24 protein-coding genes are annotated in these 25770 nt (G+C 40.9%); 1 reads left to right on the forward strand and 23 read right to left on the reverse strand.

Features of this window, described 5'->3' with window-relative positions:
* Window positions 1-34: 34 nt before the first annotated feature.
* The 20 genes from QZR90_RS00340 to QZR90_RS00435 all read right to left on the reverse strand — a co-directional run bounded on the left by QZR90_RS00340 (window position 35) and on the right by QZR90_RS00435 (window position 21798).
* On the reverse strand, window positions 35-1276 hold the full coding sequence (locus QZR90_RS00340) for a hypothetical protein (protein WP_295787407.1): 1242 nt from the start codon (window positions 1274-1276) through the stop codon (window positions 35-37).
* A gap of 695 nt (window positions 1277-1971) precedes the next feature.
* Window positions 1972-2730 carry an amino acid ABC transporter ATP-binding protein gene (locus QZR90_RS00345; protein WP_295787412.1) on the reverse strand — a complete coding sequence of 253 codons (759 nt, stop codon included), beginning with the start codon at window positions 2728-2730 and terminating at the stop codon, window positions 1972-1974.
* 9 nt (window positions 2731-2739) lie between these two features.
* On the reverse strand, window positions 2740-3396 hold the full coding sequence (locus QZR90_RS00350) for an amino acid ABC transporter permease (RefSeq protein ID WP_295787415.1): 657 nt from the start codon (window positions 3394-3396) through the stop codon (window positions 2740-2742).
* Between the two features lie 76 nt (window positions 3397-3472).
* The gene (locus tag QZR90_RS00355) at window positions 3473-4282 is read right to left on the reverse strand and encodes an amino acid ABC transporter substrate-binding protein (RefSeq protein ID WP_295787418.1); all 810 of its coding nucleotides are present in this window, start codon (window positions 4280-4282) and stop codon (window positions 3473-3475) included.
* Window positions 4283-4481: 199 nt separating this feature from the next.
* Window positions 4482-5303 (reverse strand): amino acid ABC transporter substrate-binding protein, encoded by an 822-nt coding sequence (locus QZR90_RS00360; protein WP_295787421.1) that lies wholly within the window; start codon window positions 5301-5303, stop codon window positions 4482-4484.
* A 222-nt stretch (window positions 5304-5525) separates the two neighbouring features.
* Window positions 5526-6023 carry a hypothetical protein gene (locus tag QZR90_RS00365; protein WP_295787424.1) on the reverse strand — a complete coding sequence of 166 codons (498 nt, stop codon included), beginning with the start codon at window positions 6021-6023 and terminating at the stop codon, window positions 5526-5528.
* Window positions 6024-6397: 374 nt separating this feature from the next.
* Window positions 6398-7384 (reverse strand): tryptophan--tRNA ligase, encoded by a 987-nt coding sequence (gene trpS / locus QZR90_RS00370; RefSeq protein ID WP_295787427.1) that lies wholly within the window; start codon window positions 7382-7384, stop codon window positions 6398-6400.
* A 203-nt stretch (window positions 7385-7587) separates the two neighbouring features.
* On the reverse strand, window positions 7588-9420 hold the full coding sequence (gene glmS / locus QZR90_RS00375; RefSeq protein WP_295787430.1) for a glutamine--fructose-6-phosphate transaminase (isomerizing): 1833 nt from the start codon (window positions 9418-9420) through the stop codon (window positions 7588-7590).
* Between the two features lie 375 nt (window positions 9421-9795).
* Window positions 9796-11151 (reverse strand): phosphoglucosamine mutase, encoded by a 1356-nt coding sequence (glmM, locus tag QZR90_RS00380; protein WP_295787432.1) that lies wholly within the window; start codon window positions 11149-11151, stop codon window positions 9796-9798.
* The gene (locus QZR90_RS00385; protein WP_295787435.1) at window positions 11151-12767 is read right to left on the reverse strand and encodes an NAD(P)/FAD-dependent oxidoreductase; all 1617 of its coding nucleotides are present in this window, start codon (window positions 12765-12767) and stop codon (window positions 11151-11153) included. The genes glmM and QZR90_RS00385 overlap by 1 nt, the downstream gene beginning before the upstream one ends.
* The gene (locus tag QZR90_RS00390; protein ID WP_295787437.1) at window positions 12751-13710 is read right to left on the reverse strand and encodes a YbbR-like domain-containing protein; all 960 of its coding nucleotides are present in this window, start codon (window positions 13708-13710) and stop codon (window positions 12751-12753) included. The genes QZR90_RS00385 and QZR90_RS00390 overlap by 17 nt, the downstream gene beginning before the upstream one ends.
* On the reverse strand, window positions 13707-14525 hold the full coding sequence (gene cdaA / locus QZR90_RS00395) for a diadenylate cyclase CdaA (protein WP_295787440.1): 819 nt from the start codon (window positions 14523-14525) through the stop codon (window positions 13707-13709). The genes QZR90_RS00390 and cdaA overlap by 4 nt, the downstream gene beginning before the upstream one ends.
* Before the next feature lie 156 nt (window positions 14526-14681).
* Window positions 14682-14996, reverse strand: coding sequence for an XdhC family protein (locus QZR90_RS00400; RefSeq protein WP_295787444.1), 315 nt, complete (start codon window positions 14994-14996; stop codon window positions 14682-14684).
* Entirely contained in the window at window positions 14993-15715 is a 723-nt protein-coding gene (locus tag QZR90_RS00405; RefSeq protein ID WP_295787447.1) for an XdhC family protein, read from the reverse strand. Before QZR90_RS00405 ends, QZR90_RS00400 begins: the two co-directional genes overlap by 4 nt.
* 94 nt (window positions 15716-15809) lie before the next feature.
* Window positions 15810-16682 carry a selenium-dependent molybdenum cofactor biosynthesis protein YqeB gene (yqeB, locus tag QZR90_RS00410; RefSeq protein WP_295787451.1) on the reverse strand — a complete coding sequence of 291 codons (873 nt, stop codon included), beginning with the start codon at window positions 16680-16682 and terminating at the stop codon, window positions 15810-15812.
* The gene (locus tag QZR90_RS00415) at window positions 16679-17317 is read right to left on the reverse strand and encodes a nucleotidyltransferase family protein (protein ID WP_295787454.1); all 639 of its coding nucleotides are present in this window, start codon (window positions 17315-17317) and stop codon (window positions 16679-16681) included. Before QZR90_RS00415 ends, yqeB begins: the two co-directional genes overlap by 4 nt.
* A 147-nt stretch (window positions 17318-17464) precedes the next feature.
* A complete protein-coding gene (gene yqeC, locus QZR90_RS00420) occupies window positions 17465-18217 on the reverse strand; it encodes a selenium cofactor biosynthesis protein YqeC (RefSeq protein ID WP_295787457.1) in 753 nt (250 codons plus the stop codon).
* Window positions 18218-18257: 40 nt separating this feature from the next.
* Window positions 18258-20552, reverse strand: a complete 2295-nt coding sequence (locus QZR90_RS00425; protein WP_295787460.1) for a xanthine dehydrogenase family protein molybdopterin-binding subunit — start codon at window positions 20550-20552, stop codon at window positions 18258-18260.
* Complete coding sequence (locus QZR90_RS00430; protein WP_295787462.1) at window positions 20549-21019, reverse strand: (2Fe-2S)-binding protein; 471 nt, start codon at window positions 21017-21019, stop codon at window positions 20549-20551. Before QZR90_RS00430 ends, QZR90_RS00425 begins: the two co-directional genes overlap by 4 nt.
* Window positions 21004-21798 (reverse strand): xanthine dehydrogenase family protein subunit M, encoded by a 795-nt coding sequence (locus QZR90_RS00435; RefSeq protein ID WP_295787465.1) that lies wholly within the window; start codon window positions 21796-21798, stop codon window positions 21004-21006. The genes QZR90_RS00430 and QZR90_RS00435 overlap by 16 nt, the downstream gene beginning before the upstream one ends.
* A gap of 164 nt (window positions 21799-21962) precedes the next feature.
* Between QZR90_RS00435 and QZR90_RS00440 the strand changes: the two genes are divergently transcribed.
* Window positions 21963-22841, forward strand: coding sequence for an epoxyqueuosine reductase (locus QZR90_RS00440; protein ID WP_295787468.1), 879 nt, complete (start codon window positions 21963-21965; stop codon window positions 22839-22841).
* A 239-nt stretch (window positions 22842-23080) separates the two neighbouring features.
* On the opposite strand, the gene yfbR is transcribed toward QZR90_RS00440, so the two are convergent.
* The 3 genes from yfbR to QZR90_RS00455 all read right to left on the reverse strand — a co-directional run bounded on the left by yfbR (window position 23081) and on the right by QZR90_RS00455 (window position 25722).
* Window positions 23081-23671 (reverse strand): 5'-deoxynucleotidase, encoded by a 591-nt coding sequence (gene yfbR, locus QZR90_RS00445; RefSeq protein ID WP_295787471.1) that lies wholly within the window; start codon window positions 23669-23671, stop codon window positions 23081-23083.
* A 246-nt stretch (window positions 23672-23917) separates the two neighbouring features.
* Window positions 23918-24721, reverse strand: coding sequence for a D-alanyl-D-alanine carboxypeptidase family protein (locus tag QZR90_RS00450; RefSeq protein ID WP_295787974.1), 804 nt, complete (start codon window positions 24719-24721; stop codon window positions 23918-23920).
* Window positions 24722-24795: 74 nt separating this feature from the next.
* Window positions 24796-25722: a mechanosensitive ion channel family protein gene (locus QZR90_RS00455; RefSeq protein WP_295787475.1), complete on the reverse strand. Its 927-nt coding sequence runs from the start codon at window positions 25720-25722 to the stop codon at window positions 24796-24798.
* Between the last annotated feature and the right edge of the window lie 48 nt (window positions 25723-25770).

Consider the following 25770-nt stretch of genomic DNA (forward strand, 5'->3'; position numbering starts at 1 on the left):
TGTGTATTTTTATAAGGCGTTTAAGTTTCTTTTATTATAAAGTAATTGCCCCCGATTGTACAAGTCCTTGATGTTGAATTCTAACACCTTCTACTAATTCGAGTAAGGCTTCATTGGTAATATCATAACTACTTGGTGCTAGTACACGTGCTACCACTACATCACCCTTGTCAGTTAAGGTAATATAAGCGCCAAACTTCGTACCTTCGCCCGCATTGCTATTGAGCATACCAGCTACGAGAGCACCTGTATTATGATTGTCAATCAAGGTGCGGTACACATCAATTTTCGCATCATAATTCTTTACTAGTTCTTCCACATAGTAGTCAGCCATTTGTTGCCGTGCTGTCATAGTTGGATAAGCAGCACCGCGCTCTAATGGAACTGTTTGCTTCATTGGGAAAATCCCCACTTCGATGCGCATGCGATCTTTTGTAAGCACCGCCCCTGTATTCATTTTAGTCACCACTTTGAAACCATCAGGTTTTACAAAGCTAATTTCAGAGTTAATTTCTAAATTTCCCTTTGACTTATATTTTCCTTTAATTAAATTAAAGGATGGAATCAATGTCTTTACAGTGCCTTCACGCATGAAGTTTTGATACTTACTAGGGTACATCATAGTTAATGTATAACGATGTGTAGGATCTTCTTTCATGATAAATTCCGCATCAAAGAAGGTAGACCCAGTAGAGCCTTCTCCATCTCGTGTAAACGCATCCCAACGAGCTGTAGTAGCCCCTTTAAAATCAAATAGATCACCATCTAAAGTATAACCATTGAGGTCAGGGCGATTAGTGCGCCACAAGCTTAGATATTCCTCCTTAGTCATATTAGTAATGGATTTGTTGTACCAGGTCGTATTCCACTGCTCCAAAGAAGCATTGCCTTCTACCGGATTATCCCTTTTAGTAAAGGAGATTAAAAATGGTTCTGCAATAGAGCTTTCTGCCACATTAAAATAATAGCCTGTCTCTTTAGTTCCATCTTCTTTTTCCTGTGTAGTATAACGGCCATTAGTTAACCGCCAAGGAATAACTAATGAGTAGCCTTCATGATTGTCGCGAATTTCAGTCTCCATGATGGTGGCATAACTTTTATATGCTGCTGGTAATGTATTATCTTCATTCATACCGCGCGCTTCAAATGTTTGCGATTCCACCGTTGCTGCCGTTGTATCATACGCTGGCAAGCTCCGCGCCTCACTATAGGACATAACACTTGTCAATGCTAAAGCTGCTACCGCCGCCACTTTTATCTTCCAAGATTGTGTCATTTCATCTCCTCCAATATCTATCAATACCAACTCATCGCTTTGCGCCTACTCTCTCTTAGTCCATTGAATCTAGATGGACCCTACCTCCATAGTTGGGTCATATACCAATGTTAGATATCAACATACTATTGCCACCTCAGCGCTTAGATTACCTCTGCTATTTTAAATATCAACATGCTAGTGCCAATTCAGCGCTTAGATTGCCACTGCTATTGTGCGAACGATACTATTACTGTACATACTGTAAATGCCGTACATACTGCAAATATTAAAACACTGTTAACATTAATGTTATTGTGAACACCACTGATATATCCATTAGTACCTATCACTCAATGCATTAATTATAAAAAAGAGCGCTTACTTATAAAAGCAATCGCTCTTCATAGGCTTTTATGAGTTGCACTGTCTTTCTCTTCCTATTATAGAATATTCTTACCATTATAGAAAGAGCCAAGTCCATGACTATATAGATAGAAAAATCTTGAACTAAAACAAGAATCAAAAATTTTACCCTTTGCGTAACTGCTTAAAAGCATATTTACATAATCACTGAAAACATTTTACCTAACTACTAAAAAGCATTTACATAACCACTAAAAAGCATTAATACAGTATACATCCTAAAGTTTCTAATTACTTACAGCATAAATTCCAAGGACGCTTTAACACAGCATAAATGCTAAAGAATCGAATTACAGCATAGACTCTAAGAATGCTTTAGTTCGTTCATTCTTAGGATTACCAAAGACTTCCTCTGGTGTGCCCTCTTCTTGAATAATGCCATCTGCCATGAAGATGATGCGGTCCGCCACTTCACGAGCGAAAGCCATTTCATGAGTTACTATAATCATAGTCATGCGCTCTTCTGCTAATTGCTTAATAGTGCGCAATACTTCCCCTGTCAGTTCAGGGTCAAGCGCCGATGTAGGCTCATCAAAGAGCATAATGCTAGGATTCATGGCCAACGCGCGGGCAATAGCTACACGCTGCTTTTGACCACCAGATAATTTAGCGGGATACACATTCCGCTTTTCCCAAAGGCCTACTTTCTTTAACAAGTTTTCAGCAATTGGAGCTATATCGGCAGCCTTCATATTTTTTACCATTTGCGGTGCAATTAAAATATTGTCCCACACAGTCATATGAGGGAATAAATTAAACTGTTGAAATACCATGCCCATTTGTAAGAGGAGATTATGCAAAGTCTTCTTGTCCGCATATTCAGCAGCTCCTTCGCCCACGGTCTTAGCCATAACAGTGCCATTCACCTCAATCGTACCGCGGTCAATAATCTCTAATTGCCCTAAACAACGAAGGAAGGTCGATTTACCAGAGCCGGACGGCCCAATAATGGCAACAACTTCACCTTTTTCCATATTCAAGGACACTTCTTTGAGAACTGGTAAGCCTTCAAAGCTTTTTTCGATTTTATCCATTTTAATAAAGCTCATAATAGCCTCCTATTCATCATAAACGGCATAGCGTTTTTCTAAGTAGTTGAAAATATTAGTTAATACAAAAGTCATGATTAAGTAGAAAATAGCCGCCACAATAAAAGCCGATGTATCAAAATCACGCTGCACAATACTACGTGTAATGCGAAGTACATCGTTCATAGCTAAAATATACACTAAGGATGTGTCTTTCAACAAGTTAATTGTTTCATTAGCCAATGGTGGTAACACGCGTTTAATCACTTGTGGCAAAATAATCTTGCGCATCGTTTGCACATAGGTAAAGCCCAATACTTTAGCACCTTCATATTGTCCTTTAGGAATTGATTGAATGCCGCCACGGAAAATTTCACATAAATACGCGGCATAGTTAAGCACAAAGGAAATCAATGCAGCCGTTGTATCATCTAATTGCACGCCAACATAAGGAATGAAAGGCAAACCATAATAAATAAATAAGATCTGTAGCATTAATGGTGTGCCGCGCATGATATATACATATAAGGCCATGATCTTGCGCACAATGCCCATCGGCGATAAGCGCAATAAGGCCGCTAATATGCCAAATGGCACAGATAGTACAAGTACTACTGTAAATAGCGATAATGTCACGCCTAGGCCCTGCGATATGACCGGTGTAATCTTCAACAAATAATCCATCATGGATTGTACTCCTTTCAAAACAAGAAAGGAGGCACTGCCTCCCTTCTGGAACTGCTCATATAGTATTAGCTGCTACTTATTTAAAAGCATCTTTATTTAACAAATTACCATTGCCAAACCATTTTTCAGCAATTTTATCAGCTGTACCATCATTAATGATTTCTTTTAGTACGCCATTAATTTTTTCTTGTAAGGCTTTATCTTCTAAACGGAACCCTACAGCCATTTTATCAGCACCGTAATCATCATTAGCTACGCGGAACTTGCCAGGTTTTTGAGTCATTGTATATTGACCTACAATGCCATCCACTACTAACGCATCAATACGACCTAATTCTAAATCCATGAAGGCATTAACAAAATCTCCATATTTTTTAACTTCTTTAATGCCACGTTCTTTAGCATCCTGTTCTAAAATTGGCTCTACATTACTGCCCTGCTGTGTACCTACCACTTTGCCAGTTAAATCTGCTTTCCCCTGAATTGCTGAATCATTACGAACTACAATAATTTGTTTATCCTGTACATATGGTGTGGAGAATAAAATATTTTTTTCGCGATCAGGTGTTACTGTTACACCATTCCATAAAGCATCAATACGTTTGCTTTTTAACTCAGCTTCTTTGCTGTCCCAGTCAATAGCTTTAAATTCTACTTCCATGCCAGCGCGTTTAGCTGCTTCTTTAGCTAAATCAATATCAAAGCCAACAATTTCACCTTTATCATCTCTAAAGCCCATTGGTGGGAAGTTATCATCCAAGCCAATCACGATCTTCTTAGGTAATTCTCCACCTGCTGCTTTATCTGAATTTGAACCACATCCAGCAGTAAATGCTACTACTGCTACTGTTGCTAAACTTACGGCTAACCACTTTTTAATATTCATGATATGTTCCTTTCTACTACTCAAACCCTTACGTAAACTCTTATAGTTATTTTACAATGTTCTCTCTATCAAGCTCATAGAAGTGTATTCCATGTTTAATATGTTTTATATTTTACTTTATCTTGCTAAAGTTGTAAAGAGAAAAATTAATTTTATTTTAATTTTCTATTAAGTGTACTCTATTAAGCACTCAACCTCTTTATTTAAATGCCTCTTTATTTAATTTAACCGTATCACCAAACCATTTTTCAGCAATTTTATCAGCTGTGCCATCAGCCATCATATCTTTTAAAATGCCATCAAACTTCTCTTTTAATGCTGTATCGCCTAAACGGAATCCTATGCCAGAAATATCGGCGCCATATGTGCCCTCAGTAACTTTAAATTTTCCAGGATTTTTTGTCATATTGTATTTACCCACATCATCAGCCACTACCAAGGCATCTACACGGCCTAATTCTAAGTCCATGAAAGCATTGATAAAATCACTATAAGTTTTTACATCCTTAAACCCATATGTCACTCTATCAGCTTCAACTAAAGGTTCTACGTGGCTGCCCTGCTGCGTCGCAACTACTTTTCCTTTTAAATCTTCCTTGGTTTTTATGTCGGAATCATTGCGCACAATAATAATCTGAGTTCCTTTTAAATACGGCTTAGAAAATAATATATTCTTTTCTCGCTCTGGTGTAATGGAAAGGCCATTCCACAACACATCAATGTGCTTGCTTCTGAGCTCCGCTTCCTTACTGCTCCAATCAATCGGTTTAAATTCAACTTCCATACCGGCACGCTTAGCCGCTTCTTTAGCTAGATCAATATCAAATCCCACTAAATTGCCTTGTTCATCTCGAAAACCCATAGGTGGAAAATTATCATCTAAACCAATGACAATCTTCTTAGGCAATTCCTGCGTGTTATTGTCAGCTGCATTACTAGATCCGCAACCTGTTAGTACGGCAGCTAGGCCAATGGTTGCTAAGCCAATACTCATAATTTGTTTCCATTTTTTCATATTCATTGTTCTCTCTCCTACTCTGTTGTATCAAAAATAGATTTTTAACCCCATTCCTATGATGATGGTCAACCATATGCCTCACCTGCCTTTACTATAAAAAAATAGGTCCATTTATTTCATGGACCTATTGTACTTTATCTCGCTAAAGTTGTAAAGCATTAAATTTACATTCATTTGTTTTATTTTGCAACTTTACTATGCTAAAATCACAAACACCCTATTCTCCTAGGATTCACTACCACCCATATGACTTCGATCATCTATAATAGTAAGGAGCTTCATCTTATCACTGTACTTCATAAATTGCAAATCAACTACTACAATCAATATGCCCCCTTGCTCAGATACAACATGAATTTCTTCCCAATTTGAAGTAAATCCCATAATCCGAGGATAGGGAATAAAGATATAATAATCATCACCATGCACTAACATATCAATGCGTTCCCAAAGATTTCCGGGACGACGGCGAATCACAAGTCCTCGTTCAGCTACATAGGCAAGGGGTCGTCGCTGCCGCGTCATGCGCCAAACGCAAAATATAATAATTATATAATCCATTGTTATGTGAGACCAAGAGCCGCCCCGCTGCGCATTCCACAAAGACCATGTAGCAAGGGCCCCGAAGAGCAACCACATAACCCAGGACACTACGATATAATCAGAAAAGGACGATTCCACTGTACCACAGGCAAATCGCTGCTCTACTTCTTCTTTATCCATAGTCTCCACCTCCTACACATTATGTAATGTCAATCTTCAAGGCCCACTATTTTCTCATATATGCATCTATTACAACTTAATCCCTGAAGTATATCCCCCAACATACTCTATATATGTATTCCATATAAGGGGCTCATACTCCTACTAAATTTTAACAGAAAGTTAAATTTTTAATATTTTTATCGCTATCGTTCAAAAATCTTTGCAATTAATCAGCTTTAAGTTTATTGATTTTTCAGCTGATTGGCTTCAAGCTCATCAACTTCTCAGCTGACTAACTATAGGCGTATTGCTTTTTAACTAACTGGCTTTTAACATATTGACTTTGTAACTTATTAGTCTATCTACGCCCTGTCATTAGATACTAAAATAGTTTATTTACGATGTAAACCCATAGCCAATTCTACTTTACGATACGTTTGGCTCGCTTTTTCACGCGCTTTAATTGCCCCTTCGTCTAAAATGCGATCAAGTTCAGGACTGTCAATTAATTCATTGTAGCGTTCGTGAATTGGTTTTAATGTATTTACCAATAATTCAGCTACATCTTTTTTGAAAGTACCATAGCCTTGACCTACATAACGGGCTTCAATTGTATCATAAGACTCTTTCGTAATGGCTGCATAAATGCCCATTAAATTAGAAATGCCAGGTTTGTTTTCTTTGTCATAATGAACAGAGTTTTCAGAGTCAGTTTGAGCGCGTTTTATCTTTTTAATGATACTTGCTTCATCATCCAACAAGCGGATAGTAGCCATCTGATTATCATCGGATTTACTCATTTTCTTGGTTGGCTCTTGTAAGCTCATAACGCGTGCACCGCCTACACCTAATTTAATCTCAGGAATAGTAAATACTTCTCCATACATGCGGTTAAAGCGCTGTGCTAAATCACGAGTTAATTCCATATGTTGCTTTTGGTCTTCCCCTACAGGCACAAAATTAGTCTGATAGAGTAAAATATCTGCTGCCATAAGTGGTGGATACGTCAATAACCCAGCTGGAATGGAATCTCCGCGTTTTTGAGATTTATCTTTATACTGCGTCATGCGCTCTAATTCACCTACATAGCTAAGGGTCGTCATAACCCAGCCGAGGCGCACATGTTCTGGCACTTCAGATTGCACAAATAGTGTTACTTTCTTAGGATCTAAACCAACAGCTAAGTAAAGGGCAGCCAATCGACGAGTATTAGCGTACAATTCTTTTGGATCTTGAGGCACTGTAATAGCATGTTGATTTACAATGCAATAATAACATTCATCAGTATCCTGGAAGTCTAAGAAATTGCGCAATGCGCCTAAATAATTGCCTAAGGTTAATTCACCACTTGGTTGAATCCCTGAAAAAATTACTGCCATAATAGTCCTCCTAAGTTCTACACTATTATTGTAAAAATTATATAAGAAATCTTTTATCTACCTATGATGTTGATAAGTTTAATCCGCGCGATAATTAGAATCAATTTATTTACATACATGACCTAATGAGATATAAAAAAGTGGCCGAGCGAGTCGGCCACTTTTTATATCGGCAGTCGAGCGCCGTATATTACCGCAAACTCTTATTCTACGGTTACAGATTTTGCTAAATTTCTTGGTTTATCTACGTCTGCACCACGAGTAATGGCTGCATAATAGGCCAATAATTGCAATGGAATAACGGCTAAGATAGGCGCTGTAAATTTATCAGCACGTGGTACAAAAATAGTGTGGTCCACATATTTTTCAAGCTCTGTATCGCCTGCTAAGCCAAGGCCGATAACTACAGCATCACGAGCTTTAACTTCTTTCACATTGCTCATCATTTTTTCGCGCACATCATCTTGTGTTGCGAGGGCAATCACTGGTACATCTTCTTCAATAAGAGCTAAGGTACCATGTTTCAATTCCCCACCAGCATAGGCTTCAGCGTGAATGTAAGAAATTTCTTTTAATTTTAAAGATCCTTCCATTGCTACTGCATAGTCAATGGAGCGACCTAAGAAGAATGCATCTTCACGGAAGCCATAATTGCGAGCAAAAGCTTTAATATCATCTACAGTTTCGAAAATTTCATTACATAAAGTTGGAAGTTCATGTAAATCAGTTAAGATTTTTTCAGCTAATGCAGGATCTAATTTACCATTTAATTGACCAAGATATACAGCTAATAAAAGAAGTGCTACGAGCTGTGTAGTATACGCTTTAGTAGAGGCTACTGCGATTTCTGGGCCTGCCCAAGTGTACACTACTTGATCTGCTTCACGAGAAATGGAAGAACCTACCACATTAGTAATAGCTAAAGAACGTGCGCCAAGGCGTTTTGCTTCTTTTAAGGCCGCTAAGGTATCACTCGTTTCACCAGATTGGCTAATTACGATAGCTAAAGTATTTTTATCTGTCAATGGATTGCGGTAGCGATATTCAGATGCAATATCTACTTCTACAGGAATGCGCGCTAATTGCTCAATATAGTATTTAGCTACCAAGCCTGCATGATATGCTGTACCACAAGCAGTGATTAAAATGCGGTCAATGGAAGCCACATCTGCTGGTTCCCAGCCAAGCTCTTCGTAAACCACTTCTTTATTATCTTTAGAAATACGACCAGTCAAAGTATCGCGAATAGCCTTTGGTTGTTCGTAAATTTCTTTTAACATGAAATGCTCAAAGCCGCCTTTTTCAGCCGCTTCTGCATTCCAAGTTACATGGAATACTTTTTTATTAATAGGATTGCCTGCACGATCGCTTACAGCAACAGAATCCTTAGTCACGATAGCTACTTCACCATCATTTAAGATGTATGTATCACGGGTGCGATTAATAATAGCTGGAATATCAGACGCGATAAAGTTTTCCCCTTTACCTAAACCGATTACCAACGGATTGTCCTGTTTAGTACAAATGATACGGCTAGGGTCTTCAGCACACATAATTACTAAAGAGTAGGACCCTTCGATGCGGTCAAGCATACGGCGCACAGTGCCTTCAAAGTCCCCATCATATAAATCAGCCAATAAATGAGCTACTACTTCTGTATCTGTTTCAGATTTAAATTCATAGCCTTTTTTGATTAACTCTTCTTTAATTGGCAAGTAGTTTTCTACAATGCCATTGTGAACTACAGCAAAAAGACCTTTAGCATCTGAATGAGGATGTGCATTCATATCAGATGGACGACCATGAGTTGCCCAGCGAGTGTGACCAATGCCAATATGACCTGGGTTTGCATCCGCTTTCACTACTGCCTCTAAATTAGCTAAGCGACCTACTTTTTTCTGAATTTTAATTACATTGTTTGCACCGATTACGGCAATACCTGCAGAGTCATAGCCGCGGTACTCAAGCTTTGATAAGCCCTCCAACATGAACGTCGAAGCGTCCTCAAAACCAATATATCCTACAATACCACACATGGTTGTATCCTCCTTAATTACGACAAGTTAGTTTGCTTTTTGCAAGCTCTTTGTTCCTCTGTCACCAAAAGACTTTGCTTCTTGCATAACGACTAAAGCAAGCCGAGAGGCATCCGCTGATTCTTCGATACTCCTCTTCCTCGTCTACTGTCTGGGCTGTCTCCCAGCAGTGCTTGCGCTATTCGCCTGTACGAATTTGGAAACTCTCCTTTATTTAGGTTTCGACAGTTCTTATATTTATATTATACCTTCCCACTAAGCCTTCCTATAAGACTTATTTTTTACCTGTAGAGGGCATAATATCAAACTATATTATAGCTGATATGGACATCAAATGTAAAGGCGGGGCCCAAAGGCCCCGCTTTGACTTCAGTTTTAATCTTCTGCTTTTCCTTGTTCGCGGTTAATTGTGTCCGCAATAGTCTGACATAGGCGCTCTAATTGCGCTTGTTCTGGACCTTCGGCCATAACGCGAATCAATGGTTCTGTACCAGATGGACGAACCAATACGCGACCATTATCGCCTAATTCACGAGCTGCTTCAGAAATTTCAGCTTGAATCAATGGATTTTCATCCCAACCTGTCTTAGTTGCTACCCGTACGTTCACTAATAACTGTGGGTATTTTACCATAATACTAGCTAGCTCTGATAATGTCTTACCAGACGCTTTCAATACACCTAGCAACTGAACTGCTGTTAACAAGCCATCACCAGTCGTATTGTAATCTAAGAAAATAACATGCCCCGACTGCTCGCCACCAATCGAGTAGTTTGCTTCGCGCATTTTCTCTAATACATAGCGATCACCTACAGATGTGGAGCAAGTTTTCATGCCCAATTCTTGTGCTGCTTTATGGAAGCCAATATTGCTCATCACGGTGCCAACAATCATGTCATCATTGAGCTTATTTTGCTCTTTCAAATGTTTTGCACAGAGTAACATGATTTGGTCACCATCTAAGGTATTCCCTTTTTCATCAATGAATAAGCAACGATCTGCATCACCATCATTGGCTACGCCTACATCAGCGCCATGGGCAAGCACGGCTTCACGAAGCCCTTCCATATGCGTAGAGCCAGCATTCTCATTAATATTAACTCCATCAGGCGTTACATTAATGGCAATTACCTTCGCCCCTAAGCCCTGTAATACTTCTGGGCCTACATTAGCGGCAGCCCCATTAGCGCCATCATACACTACAGTAAGACCTTCTAAGGATACATCAATAGTAGATTTAACAAAACCTACATATTCATGAGCCAAAGCCTGTGCCTGAACAATGCGACCAATATCTGCACCTACAGGGCGTGGTAATTCATTGTTACCGCTCTTACGGCATAAGTCTTCTAATTCATCTTCTACTGCATCTTGTAATTTATAACCTTGACCGTCGAAGAATTTAATTCCATTATCAGGAAATTTATTATGAGAGGCGGAAATAACAACCCCTGCATCCCAACCATGCTGGCGCACTAAGTAGGCTACAGCTGGCGTAGGAATAACGCCGGCTACGACTACATCACCACCAACAGAGCAAATACCTGCAGCCAATGCATTTTCTAACATAGCACCAGAAATACGAGTATCGCGGCCAATCAAAAATGTCGGTCTCTTTTTGGAACGGCTAAAATATGACGCTGCCGCCCGTCCTAAATGATACGCAAGTTCTGGCGTCAAAAATTCATTTACTACGCCGCGTACACCATCAGTTCCAAATAATCTAGCCATTATTTTTCTCCTTCCACAGCCTTAAAAGGCTTGTATTCAGCCATAATTCCAATGGCAGTTTCTGCGCCATCGAGGGCTGCACTCATAATACCACCTGCATAACCAGCGCCTTCGCCCATAGGGAATAAACCCTTGGTGCTCGGCGATTCACGCTCTTCATTGCGATTGATGCGAAGTGGTGAAGACGTACGAGTTTCAACGCCAGTCATGCAAACCTCAGGGGCGTCAAATCCTTTTATACGTCGTCCAAAATACGGAAGTGCGCGCTCCATTACATCGGTTACATATGTTGGTAAACAATCATGTAAATCAGCAGGCACCACGCCTGGGCGATAGGAATAAGCCACTTCATTTGGCATCGTCGGCGTTTCATGGTTCAAAAAGGCCCCTACTGTTTGAGCTGGTGCCTTATAATTACGACCACCTAAGTTAAAAGCCTTCGCTTCCCACTCTCGTTGAAACGCTATACCGGCCAATGGATGAGTGCCAAAATCATTTGGCCCTACAGTGACCACAATGGCGCTATTGGCACGACCACTATCGCGAGCATAGAGACTCATACCATTTGTTACTACGTGATTTTCTTCCGAGGCGGACGCTACTACCTCACCACCAGGGCACATGCAGAAGCTATAGGCCGTGCGATCCGTTTCTTTATCATGATATACCAAAGAATATTCGGCTGCCCCGAGCCCCACTTCTTTAGGGTCTACGCCATATTGTGATAAATCAATCACTGCCTGGTCATGTTCAATGCGCACGCCAATGGCAAAGGGCTTACTTTCCATCTCTATGCCCTTATGATACATCATTTCATAGGTATCACGAGCACTATGCCCCACCCCAGCAAGTACAATATGAGCTGGTATATGCTCTGAACCATTAATTTCTACGCCTACTACACGGCCATCTTCTAAATCTAGATTGGTCACCTTAGCACCAAATCGAACGGTGCCCCCCCAGGCAATAATTTGCTCTCGCATGGCTTTTACCATGCCGCGCAGCACATCAGTGCCTACATGAGGTTTATGCTTATATAAAATCTCTTCAGGCGCACCAAATTGCACAAAATACGTAGCAATCTCATGTAGCCTTGGATGGGTCACACGAGTCGTCAATTTGCCATCGGAGAATGTGCCAGCACCGCCTTCGCCGAATTGTACATTTGACTCAGGCTTAAATTCGCCACGATTCCAAAAAGCCTCTACATCTAATGTGCGTTGGTCTACATCTTGCCCACGCTCTAACACGATGGGACAATAGCCTTCACGAGCTAAATAAAAGGCCGCCAACATCCCTGCAGGGCCAAAGCCCACGACTACAGGGCGATGTGTTAACTCTTTCTTACCATATACGATGGGCTCCGGTAAAATCGGGTCCATCGTACTTATATTTTTATCGCGATGAAGCTTTTTCATAACCAAGGCTTCATCAGCCACCACTAAAAAGAGGGTATATACGAATGAAATATGCGGCTTTTTCCGTGCATCCACGGCGCGTCGCACCACATGAATCTTCTTGATTTGTCCTTTCAACACAGGATACTTATGAGTAAGTAGAGATTCCAAAGGTGCTTTTTCTTTTACATCGATACGAAAATTAATTAGTCTTAGCATCCGTAGTATCTCCTATAAATTTTTTCATAATTTCTACTGTTACATGAACTTTCCCAGGACTTGCATTGTACATATCGCTGGACAGAATATCAAAATCGCCATCAATCGTACTTGTCTGATTGCCGAGTGCGATTGGTATTGTTTTAATCTCTGTCATGGATTTAATGCTATTTTCCTTGCCGCTAATCAAAACTTGCTGCGGCTCAACTGTAACGCTTTTTATAATGTAGCCATCTGGCACTGAGCCAATAAAATTAGGACTAACCGTTAAATTTTTCTCAAAGCGAATCTGCTCCAAGGAGATTTGCGCCTGACCTTGTCGTGGCGTAATCATAACAGAATCAACTTCTTTACCTGCACTGTCAACGGCCACTAAATTGCCGGAAGCAGTAAAATTAGAACGACGATCAGCCATTCTCACCTTGAGCATAACATGAGCTACTCGATTTACCTGCTCCTTAGCGCCACTAATGGATACAACTTTCGGCACTGTAGCAATGCTTTTAATAGCTATATCATCAGGGACTTTTGCCACTTGTTGAACTTCAACTGGCATCTCGCGCACTGTATACTCATCGATGGTCACAAGTGCCGAATCAGGTGTAACTTCTACTAGATTCACCCCAGATGGCGGTACAACTTCAATCGGTAAATTAAGTTGCCCTGGCGTTACATCACTCATATCCACATGAGCTTTTAACGAACTTTGACTAACTGCCAAAATTGTATTGCGCGGTCCTTGCAAACGAACACGCACTTCTTTTGGTACATTTTGTACTACATACTCTGAACTTAGCCCCTGCACCTCAACTGGCACAGTATAGGTAATCTCTACAATTGGATTTTGCTCTTTCATAACAAAGAACCACAGCAAGATAGCACCTAAAAGTGAGAGTATTTTAGCCAACCAATGACCTTGAATGCCTTGTAAGAATCTCATCATTTGCTAAACCCCCATTTCCGTAAGAAGGATAATGCTGATTTAGGACGTTCCATAAATGCGCGCAAAGACTCTCGCAATTGTTCCTCTGGTAAATGGCGATAAATATGTCCTCCATAAGTATAGGAAATCTTACCTGTTTCTTCACTCACTACGAGAACAACTGCATCGGCTTGTTCACTAAGGCCAATAGCTGCACGGTGACGCGTACCCAATTCAGTACTCAAAGAACGGTCTTGTGTCAACGGTAACAAACAAGCAGCTGCCATAACGCGATTATTGCGAATTACTACGGCCCCATCATGAAGCGGCGTATTGGGAATGAATATGTTGTTCAATAATTCACGCGACACTTTGCCATCAATTTCAATGCCTGTATCGATAATTTCACCGAGCCCCACTTCTCGCTCAAATACGATGAGGGCACCGATGCGCTCCCGCGACATAACCTTAGCAGCAGCCATTACTTCGCCAACTAAATTGTCAATTTCAACTTCACTTACATCCTGTGATTTTGAAAATAATCGGCCTCGCCCCAATCGCTCTAAAGCACGCCGTAATTCCGGTTGAAATACCACTGGCAATGCCACCAAGAGGACGGTCATACCTTGTTGCAAGATCCAACTAATAACATGCAAGTCAAAAAAGCGGCTAGCCGCATTAATAATCCCTAATACAACTAAGCCCTTAAGCAAAGCCATAGCCCGTGTATCGCGAATTTGTTTATATAAATAATATATAAGTACCGCTACCGATAGGATGTCAACCACATCTCCGAAGCGGAATGTATCAATTAAGCCCTGAAGCTGTAATGCCATATACAACAACTCCTTGTGTTTTACAAAATAAATAAAGGTACTGTGCGATGCACATGTACCCTTATATTTTACCTTATTTTGCCATCACTGTAAAATTAACAGCACCATCTTTTCTGGCCCATAACTTCACAGACTGCATAATTCAGTGCTTATAGATTAAATATTTTGTGTCTCAATCCACACATCTAAATTGCCGCCACAAACCATGCCTTCTTTAACGGCTACATCATCATTTAAATCAACCATAATGCGACGATGTGCTTCTTTATTTGCTAACGCCTCTAAGGCTTGAAGGCGAATTTCATTCTCTGCTCGACCACCACCGATAGTGCCAAAAATACCTCCATCGGTATGCACAATCATAGTTGTGCCTGCTTTACGTGGTGTAGATCCTTGGGTTTGCAAAATTGTGGCAATAGCCAAAGTCTCTTTCTCATGGCCACGCAAATAATTTACAAACTCTCTCTTCATCGACTCTGTCCTCCTCGCGATAAAAATCCCCCAGTTTTTCCTCTTGTCACTGCTAAATACTCACTCACTATAGAGAGAGCAATCTCTTCTGGCGTTTCAGCCCCTAAAGACAAACCAATTGGCCCATATAGTACATCTAGCTCAGCCTGTGTCCAGCCCTCTTCTTTTAAAACTTCAAAGGCGTGGAAAATGCGCTTATGACTGCCCATCAGCCCCATGTATGTAGTGCCAACTAAATGGCGCAATTGATGAAGACAAATACTATCATATTCGTGAGCACGGGTCACAATAATAATCCCTTTATAGGTTGTTAAAGGCAACTCAGCAGCTAAATTCCGGAAATCCACACAGAGGCGCTTTACTCGCTCATCAAAGAAATCAGGGCGCACATATTCTGGGCGATCATCTACCACTGTTACATGGCAACCAATGAATAAAAGCATATCAGCAATGCAACGGCTTACATGTCCAGCACCTAAAACTAATACTTCAGGGTCTTTCTCTACGGGCTGAACAAAACATTCCATATTGCCAAGATTTAATATTTCATTTCGCTGTTTAGGCGTAATGCACAAACCATCAATACCATGTCCATAAACAACTTCGCCCTCTGGGCTATATAGAACCTTTTCCCCTTCCCGGTCACCAGATAAGATGGTCACCATTATAGACGGCTCTTCGCGCTCTAATCGCTGCTCAATAAGCTCATATAAATTCATACACACCTCGTAACATATCTTAAACTCTTCTTCTCTACGATTTTTTATTCTATATCTTTATTTTAGAATTCTATTTAAAATTCTAATCTATATTTTATTTTATAGTAGGATCACATTTGTAATTCCGTGTTCTTCTACCAGCAAATGGCTTAAATGGGCTCAGCTTCAAACTTTCTTCATACATAAACGCACTAACAGCCTCAAGAACACCGCCACCAACAGCTAATGATTTATCTGAAATAGAATAACAATGCTGTTCTTCGCAACGGGCATCAATATCGGCCAATTTAAAGCCCTTTGTAACCATAAGCCCAGTCTTCAACACACCGTGCAAAATACCTGGAATTTTTGCCACTACTGGCACATCATCAACAGAGCCAATTGTTTCACCAGCTTCTACAGTTTCACCAATATGACGACGTGCTGTAAACAATCCATCTGCCGGAGAGTGAATCACGCGTTCTTTTGTGAAGCCTCCTACATTACCTGGCTCACCCGTATTAGGAATAGCACTCCCTTCATATATACATCGTCCTAAGCTATGACCGCGCATCGTTTCGATCACTACATCTACGTCATAGCCTGCTGTAAACCCTGGGCCACAGCCAATCACTAATGGGGCATCATCATTTTTAGTACCTAAATTTTTCTTCGCTAAAATAGCATCTACTACAATGGCTGGTTCCACGGCTTCTAAAACAGCCTCATAGCTTTCAGTAACTACTGGAATTTCCGAACTGCCTACGTCAAACATCCGCAAGGCTTCCGTAAGGCTTACATGGCGTGCTACAAAACGCTCCAAAGCCATTTCACCTTGATGTACAGCATTGCCATAAGACACTTTACGGCGAATCATAGTGGGAATAGCTACTTCATTAACAATCACAGCATAACCTGCTCTACGCAAACGATAAATGCAGCCAGACGCAATGTCGCCTCCGCCGCGCACTAATACTATAGGTTTCATTTCGACCCCCACTTTTCATATAACAATGTATAGTCATCTGGTGTATCCACATCTACACCAGCCGGTATTTCAAAATCAATATATTTTACATATGTAGCGCCAGCACCTCGAAGTATGGCTCGTCCCCCTTGATCACCTTCAATAGCTTGTAAATACGGTAACCAATAGTCCCCAAAGAGAACTGGATTGCCGCGCTCTTTCTGCTTTCCATAACGAGGACAGAGAATCAATCGCTCCCTATCAGCACCCCCCTGTACCAAGTGGTCAAACGCATTACAAAGTTCTTTTACTACAACTTCACTGAGTAAAGGCTGATCTACGACAGCGCAAAATAGAGGTCTATTAGAATCTTTAGAAAGAGCCTTTAGGCCTATATGCAAAGACTCACTTTGACCTCTTTCTGGATGTTCATTTATATGCACTTCAAAGCCATGGCTCTCTACAGCTTCTTTATGCCCTACTAAAGGAGCACTTAAAACAGCAATTTTTTGCCCTTTCAAAAAGCTAAAAGGTCTACAAGCCTGCTCCAGTAAAATACTTCCCCCCCAAGGAAGTAAAGCCTTAGGTCGCCCCATGCGTGTAGAGCGACCAGCGGCCAATAAAATTACATTTACTTGACGGTCCTCTTTATTCATATGCTCCAGTAGAATAATACGTAAAATAATATACAAGTAATTTAAAAAATTTATTTGCGCACAATACTTCAAGTATTATCTGTTTTTCACATTTGCACGCAATATTTCCTGTATTACTTGCACTACATGTTAGCGCTGTATAACACTTTATTGCCAACGCAATACACGCGCAATTTCACAGCTCGCCTTATATCCATCGGCTAGCACAATCATGGATAAGCCACTATCCGTTAAACTATCTAAAAAGGCATCAATAATACGATGCTGCACTGTATCATAGCCAGTGCAAAACAGGATTCGCTCCCCTTTACTGTATTGGAAGAGCCCTCTTGGATGCAATACGAGGCGCGCCAACATACTCGATGTAACAACAGCCCCTTCTGGACGATTCATAATCGTTGCCACATCAGGTAAATTATACACATGCTTATCATCCATCGTAGTACCTAACATTTGCAAATTAATTACGCCAATTGTAGTTGTAGTCTTTGAAGGAATGACAGGCTCAGTTTCTTTTGGCGCTTTCAGCCATTTTTCTTTAGCCCCATCAGCTTCTACTAAAATCTGCCAATTAGGATGAACCATATGCATTTCATCGATTTCTTGCGCCTTAAGAGCGGTTACCTTAGTTCCATCCACACCGCTAAACCAAGAAGCACAGCGACCTCGTTGCATCGCTTTTTGGCAAGCCGCTTCTGCTTCATTAAAGTCATTTCCATAATAAGGATTCCACGCCGCCACTTGTGATTCGTAAAGCTTAGTTGTCGTCGTTACTAAGGTTGGTTGTCCTTCAAGACCTCCATACTCTACGAGTTTGGATAGAACTGTAGTCTTACCGCCAGCCCCTACAATGGCTGTAATCCCCGGGCGCACTAGTTTGCTCCAATGTTTCGCCTGCATCGTATAGCCTCCTTTTTATTTACGCATCTATACTCTATACTTATTCATTCGCCATCAAAGCGTGAAATACCTTTTCTGAAATCATAGGTAATGTAGTAAGATTTGCGCCACATGCATTAAGGATGGCTCCTTGCACGGCTGGACAAGACGTATTAATAACAACTTCGCCAATCGATTTGACCCCAAAGGCACCTGTTGGCTCATGAGATTCTACAAAGTCTACATGAATGCGCCCCGTATCCTGTCGCGTAGGAATTTTATAGGTCATAAAATTATTAGTTTCTAAATGTCCATTAGAAGAATATCTAACTTCCTCATATAAGGCCATGCCTAAGCCTTGTACAATGCCGCCTTCGGCTTGTACTTTTGCCAACGTAGGATTTACGATAGTCCCACAATCTACAACAGCATAGTAATCAAGTGGCGTCACTTGGCCTGTTTCAGTATCTACTGACACTTCTGCAATGCCCACCATAAATGGGGGCGGCGAAGTATGGCTGCCCCATGTCGCAAAACCCACTAATTGCTCTGGTTCAGGGCCTAAGCTAACTACTAATTTAGGCGCTAATTCAGCAGTTGTCATAGTCTTATTAGAGCCATCTAAAGTACGGGCTGTAAGGCCATCAAACTCAATATCTCTTTCAGCTACATCTAAATACTTAGCAAAAGTAGCTACGATTTTACTGCGCAATTCTTCTGCTGCCATTTTAGCCGCTGTCCCAGTTACATAAGTCGTACTCGATGCATAAGATCCTGGGTCAAAAGGCACTACATCAGTATCTGCTTCATAACAAGTCATATTTTCTAACGGACAGCCCAATACTTCACAAGCCATCTGCATAAGTACTGTATTAGAGCCTGTACCCATGTCAGTAGAACCAGTATACAAAGTATAATTGCCATCGTCTTGCAATTTGATTTCAACAGATGCTACGTCGAACTTAGCCACCCCAGAGCCTTGGAAGGCTAAGGCCACACCAAGACCACCACGGTGTGTTTCATCGATTTGCCAACTATGAGGTCGTTCATCCCAGCGCGCCATTTGCTTCGCTTTTTCAACAGCCTCTTTTAAAAGGCCCGACTCTAGCACTTCGCCAGGTTCATATACTAAGGAAGTTTCTCCTACATCGATGAGGTTTTTAAGGCGTAATTCAATTTCATCCATGCCCATTTTCTTTGCCAGCTTAGTGACCGCGCATTCTAAAGGCCATAACGCTTCCGTTGCACCATAGCCGCGGAAAGCGCCACCTGCCATGTGATTGGTGTACACGATCTTGGACTCATAGCGCACCGCCTTCCCTTTATTATATAGAGGAATTGACTTATGCTCGCCTGCTGTAAATGTGGTAAATGCATGAGTGCCATAGGCGCCCGCATCAGATAAGGCGACCATATCAATAACCTGAATGATGCCATCTTTGGTAGCACCTAAACGAATGTTCCATTCCCTGGCATGGCGACTTGTAGAGCAATTATTCGCCTCATGTCGCGTATAAATTAACACCGCTGGCTTTTTCAGTTTCCATGTAACAAAGGCGCAAAGCATTTCACTACAAGCCGTTTGCTTAGACCCAAAGCCACCACCAATACGCGGTTTTATAACACGAATTTTAGACGCTGGAATATCTAAGGCGCGCGCTAAATGGCGGCGCAAATGGAACGGAATTTGTGTTGAACTCGTGCAAACTAAGCGATCAAATTGGTCAATATAGCAAAATGTTCTAAAGGTTTCCATCGCCGATTGCACGGTGGCCTGGTCAAAGTAGGTGTCTTCTACTACATAGTCACAAGCCTTTAATTCTGCTTCAATATCGCCTACTACACGGCTATATGAACAAGCAATATTACGCTTTGGCTCACCGCCTACAGGCATATTGTAAATCAGATCATCTTCTGGATGGACTACTGTAGGATGGTCAATAGCGGTATGAATATCTAGCACTGGTTCCATCACTTCATACTGCACTTTAATGACATCACAAGCTTGTAGTGCTGTCTTTTCATCTTGTGCCACCACAATAGCTACAGCATCGCCTACATAGCGAACAATTTGATCCAATATTAAGCTATCATAAGCCGATACTTCAGGATATGTTTGCCCCGCCAAAGTAAAGCGTACTTGCGGCACATCTTTATAAGTAAATACAGCTTCTACACCTGGGATTTTCAAAGCTGCAGCATAATTAATGTCTAAAATCTTGGCCATCGCATGAGGACTTCGCAAAATTTTAATCACCAACGCATTAGCTGGTATCAAATCTTCAGTATAGGCAGCGCGACCACTTAAAATAGTTTTTGCATCCACTTTTTTATATGATTTACCTACATGTTTCATGGTGCCACCTCTTGAGATTTCATCACCTCTAAATATTTTACAATGCCTCTCATATGAGATTCATAGCCCGTACAACGACAGAGATTCCCCACTAAATAATCGCGAATCTCCTCTTCCGTTGGATTCTCATACTTGCGGCGCACCGCCATAGCGCTCATCATCATGCCTGTTGTGCAATACCCACATTGATCGGCCCCTTCTGAGGCAAGACAATCACCTAAGATAGCCGCTTCCTCAGCTAAACCTTCTAAGGTAGTAATTTCATGTCCAACGGCTCTAAAGGTAGGATAAGAACAAGATAAAATCGTATCGCCATCTATCCAAACTGTACATAGTCCACAGTTCATCGTATCACAGCCGCAGCGCACACTATAAAACCCTTCACGGCGAAGCGTCTTTATTAGCATCTCATCAGGCTCAATGGAAACCTTGGTAACTTTACCATTTATTTTTAATTGCACGTCCACTGTTCTACCTCCTGTACTAAACGTTTCACCATAACTTTGGCCATAGCTTGACGATATTCCGCCGAAGCATGCGAGTTAGTCTGAAAGCGTACTTCCTCTACTAAAGCGTCTAAACATAAAGCTAAGGCCTCTGTGCCTTGCGAAGTTAAAATCTGCCCCGCCTTCACTGCCTCTATCGCTCTAGCTGGACGTCCTCCCACATAAATATGGTAGCCTGTTTCATTTTTACAAATAGCGCCTGACAAATAAGGAAAATCCGATACAGACTTGCGAAACGCTAAGGCTGCCACGGACTGCTCTTTTTTAGGAATTATAATCTCCACCAACAAATCACGAGCAGTAAAGGATAAATACTCTAAAAGGCTCATTTCACCATTCTCTTGGAGTCTTACGCGCGCATCTAAAGCAAGTAAGCTAGGAATAATATCAGAGAAGCCAAATCGCGCTGCTACTGAACCACCCATAGTCGCCATATTACGAAATTGTACGCCTAAAATTGTATGAATCGCCTTAGGTAAAATCCCCTTGCCTAAAGTTTTAAATGCTTCATATTGCTCCACATCCCCTTGTGTCGCCATGGCCCCTACATGATAATCTGACTCGGTTTCTTTAATATAGCGAAGATTCAATCCCGATAAATCAATCACCGCAGGATATTTACGAGTCCCTAAACCAATCCAGCAACCACCAGCTAATAGAGGCGTCCACTTTTGCTTCTTCATCAACTCTACGGCTTCCTCCAAAGTGCTTGGTTGTAACACTTGACGGTACATTAGCATATTCTATCCTCCTAAACCCTATACACAATATATTAAAATTTATAACTATCACTTAAAATATAACTATTACAATCTATGGCAGCTTCAATGAATCACACTAAGTTATCGCTTATCGTTCAAGACCTGAGATAGTCAAAATAATTAAGTCAGTATATAATAAAATTATGATAACACGACAAACAATAGAAACAATAACAGCACAATTACATATTCCTACCTTTGGCATTGCACCCTGGCCTTTACCAGCCAATGCAACAGATTATATTCACACAGAAAATCCGTGCCCCTTTATTAATGGCACTTTAGAGGAACGCCTCACGGGCAATACGGAAATTTCTGCACAAAGCGCCATCGTATGCCTCTTCCCTTATTTTATGGGACGTCAAACCGCTAATCTGCCAAAATATGCTTGGGCTGATGACTACCACTTAGTCGTAAAAGACTATCTAACTAGGCTTGGTCAAGCATTACAAGAAGTAGATGAATCAGTGCAATTTGAAGTTCATTGCGACACCTCACCTCTCGCCGATCGCTATATGGCGTATTTAGCTGGACTCGGTGTATTCGGCCGCAATCGAGCACTCATCAACCCTCAGTGGGGCTCTTACACTTCCATAGGCACCTTGCTCACTACTATCCCACTAGAGCCCAATAAACCTATGGATGAAACCTGCCTAAGTTGCAATAGCTGTGTCAAAGCGTGCCCAGGTCAATCACTAGGTCACAAAGATTTTCGCTTTCAAACCTGTAAAAGCTATTTAACGCAGAAAAAGGGCGAGCTCACCGATGAAGAGGAAAAAATTATTCAAAAATCTGCCCTCATTTGGGGCTGTGATATTTGCCAAGATGTATGCCCTCACAATCGGCAAGTTCCCCTCACGCCCATTAAGGAATTCCAACATATAGAACCAGTCTTAAAAAAAGAAGACTTACAAGATTTATCCAACCGACAATTTAAGGAAGCTTTTGGCCATAGAGCCTTTGCTTGGCGCGGTAAAGCTACCTTACTGCGCAATTTTGATATTGTAGAACACAAGGAGTAATCCATGCACTGGATTGCTCCTTTCTCTTATTCTACAAAACTATTAGGCCCAACTAAGATGGGAACCCATATTAATTCACACTAATATATACTGGTATTAGTTCCCCCAAATATGTTGTAGGCACTAGTGAACCCCGTATATGTACTAGGTCTTAATGCTTCTCGCATATTTATTAAGTATTGATTGATCAAGTATACACTCTAGAACCACACTCTAAAGCCTAATATATATGCTACTATTTATACTAAAGAATAATTCAACTCATCTAAGGACTTCCCTAGAGAATCGATATATAAATCTAAAAATTGCTCTACTGCTGGCATATCAAAGCTGTGGAGCTTTTTTAATATGCTTTCATAAGCTTCATTAAATTCACCATTTCCAGCCTGCCGCTCTAGGGCGCATTTTATAAAGGCAGCCAATGTATCAGCAGCCTTCAACAATTTCGCTTCCTCCTCGCTCATTTGACCTAATAATACATCCTCGTAATAAGGTTGTAATTCCTCTGGTAAGGTATGTAATAATTTCTCCTGCGCCAAATGTTCCACTTCACCGTATAAACTTCGCAAGGTAGGATGAAAATATTTAATCGGTGTTGGCATATCGCCTGTAAAAATTTCACTCACATCATGATACATGGCGAGTACAGCTAGACGATTCACATCAACTTGCCCTCCCTGCAAATTATGCAGTAATCCTAGATTATGAGCAATAAATGCTACGTCTAGGCTATGTTCTTGATTATTTTCGACCTCTGTATTGCGCATTAACCCCCAACGGCGTATAAAACGCAAGCGTCTTAAAAATGCAAAAAAGGAAGATTGTTTCATTATAACCTCGTATATTCTGGCTTTTACTTATACATCAGCTTGCACGCTAGCTTTTATTTGTATGCTAATGTTCACTCTGCTTTTACTTATATGTCAGCTTTCACTCTAGCTTTTACTTATATGCCAGCTTTCACTTTAGCTTCTACTAATATATCAGCTTTCACTCTAGCTTTTACTTATATGCCGACTTTTACTTGTATGCTAGCCTTCATTCTAACCTTTACTTTTTAGTTTTTACCCTATCTATCAAGCTTCACTGGCTAGTAAGGCAAAGCCATAATCTAATAAAGCAGGCGCATCTGTCCATCGATCATCATCATTTAATAACACCACAATAAGGGTATGCCCATCTCGAGTAGCAGATGCAATTAAACAATCCCCTGCCGCTTCAGTATAACCGGTTTTCAGACCATTAGCACCATCATAATGGCTACGAATAAAATGATTGGTTGTGCGCACCGTAACAGGGGCGCGATTTTGATAGTTTACGCGATAATAATCAAAGCCCACCATATCTCTAAACATCGGGATATTCATACCATAAGAAGCAATACGGGCTAAATCTAAGGCCGTACTATAATGTCCCACCTGAGTCAATCCATGAGGATTTAAAAAGTGGCTATTAGTCGCCCCCGCCTCTTTGGCCACTTCATTCATAGCCAAGGAAAAACGATATACAGAACCGCTTACAGCTTCCGCTACTACTACGGCCGCATCATTTCCACTAGCTACCATCATACCTTCTGCTACACTTTGCAAAGGCAATTGATCGCCTAATTTCACGCCTAGATTCGATTCTTCCATAGAGGTAGCATACGGAGAAATTGTCGCCAACTCATCCAAGCGTGTGCCATAATCTTTTAAAGCCGTAAGCAAGGTTACCATCTTAGTTGTACTGGCAGGATGCATACGCTTATTTTCATTATGGGCCACTAAAATCCGGCCCGTCTCAGCCTCTATAAGTACTGCTGCTTCAGCACCAAAATTAGGCACCGTAGGCGCACTAGCACCTGCACGCCCTAAAGAAAAGAGCAGGCCTAGCAACACCACAAAGGCCCCTAATCTAGACCATTTAATCCAATTCACACAATCACCTTCTCAAACTCTCTTATTGTAACACTCTGTTATTTTACGTATTTACTCACATCACCTAAAGGGGATTTAGTTTCATCAATACCACCGCGAATAGATTCTACATGAACTACCCGTTGAGGATATGGAATATCAATGCCTTTTTCATCAAAGGCGTCTTTTACATCTGACATAGTATCATAGAAAACAGTTAAATAATCTGCATTTTTAACAATTGGATACGCTGCAATACGCACAGAGTTATCACCAAACTCGCTAATCCCAATTTCCACGGTCGTGCGATTTACAATGCGCTCATTATTTTCAAAAATTTCACGCAATACGGCAATAGCTTGATGGTGATCATTATTGTAGCCAATATCAAAAACAAATGGCACTATGCGAGTCTCATTATACGTACTATTTGTCACCTGCTGTGATGTAAGCATGGAATTTGGAATAAATACAGTGCGCAATTCTTTAGTAATAATTGTAGTATTCATAAATTGGATGCTTCGCACAGTCCCTGAAATGGTACCCACTGTAATAAAATCACCAGCGCGGAATGGTTTAAAGATTAAGATTAACAAACCTGAAGCAAAGTTCGATAGATTACTTTGTAAAGACAAGCCAATAGCCAAACCAAAGGCACCAAAAGCAGCTAATAAGGAGTTTGTCGGGAATCCAGCTGAGTTAAGCGCTGATAAAAGACCAATGGACATAACCCCATAATAGATAATCTGGCTTACAAAGGATATAACGGTATGATCATAGTTAGCACGTTGCATGACGCGGATAGAAAAATCGCGTATAAATCTTGCAATATACGTACCTATAATAAATATAACAATCCCCATGATAATACTTGGGCCATGGGCAATGAAAAAGTCTAAAATTTTATCTACATAAGTGGCACTATTAGCCACTTGTGTTTCCACCGCATTGGATACGGTGCCAGCGTCTACACTTGCTAATAACATAGTCTGTCTCCTTTACTCTTTCCAATACTTCTAGATGACAAAATAGAA

Source organism: uncultured Veillonella sp., assembly GCF_900545795.1.
GTDB lineage: Bacteria > Bacillota > Negativicutes > Veillonellales > Veillonellaceae > Veillonella_A.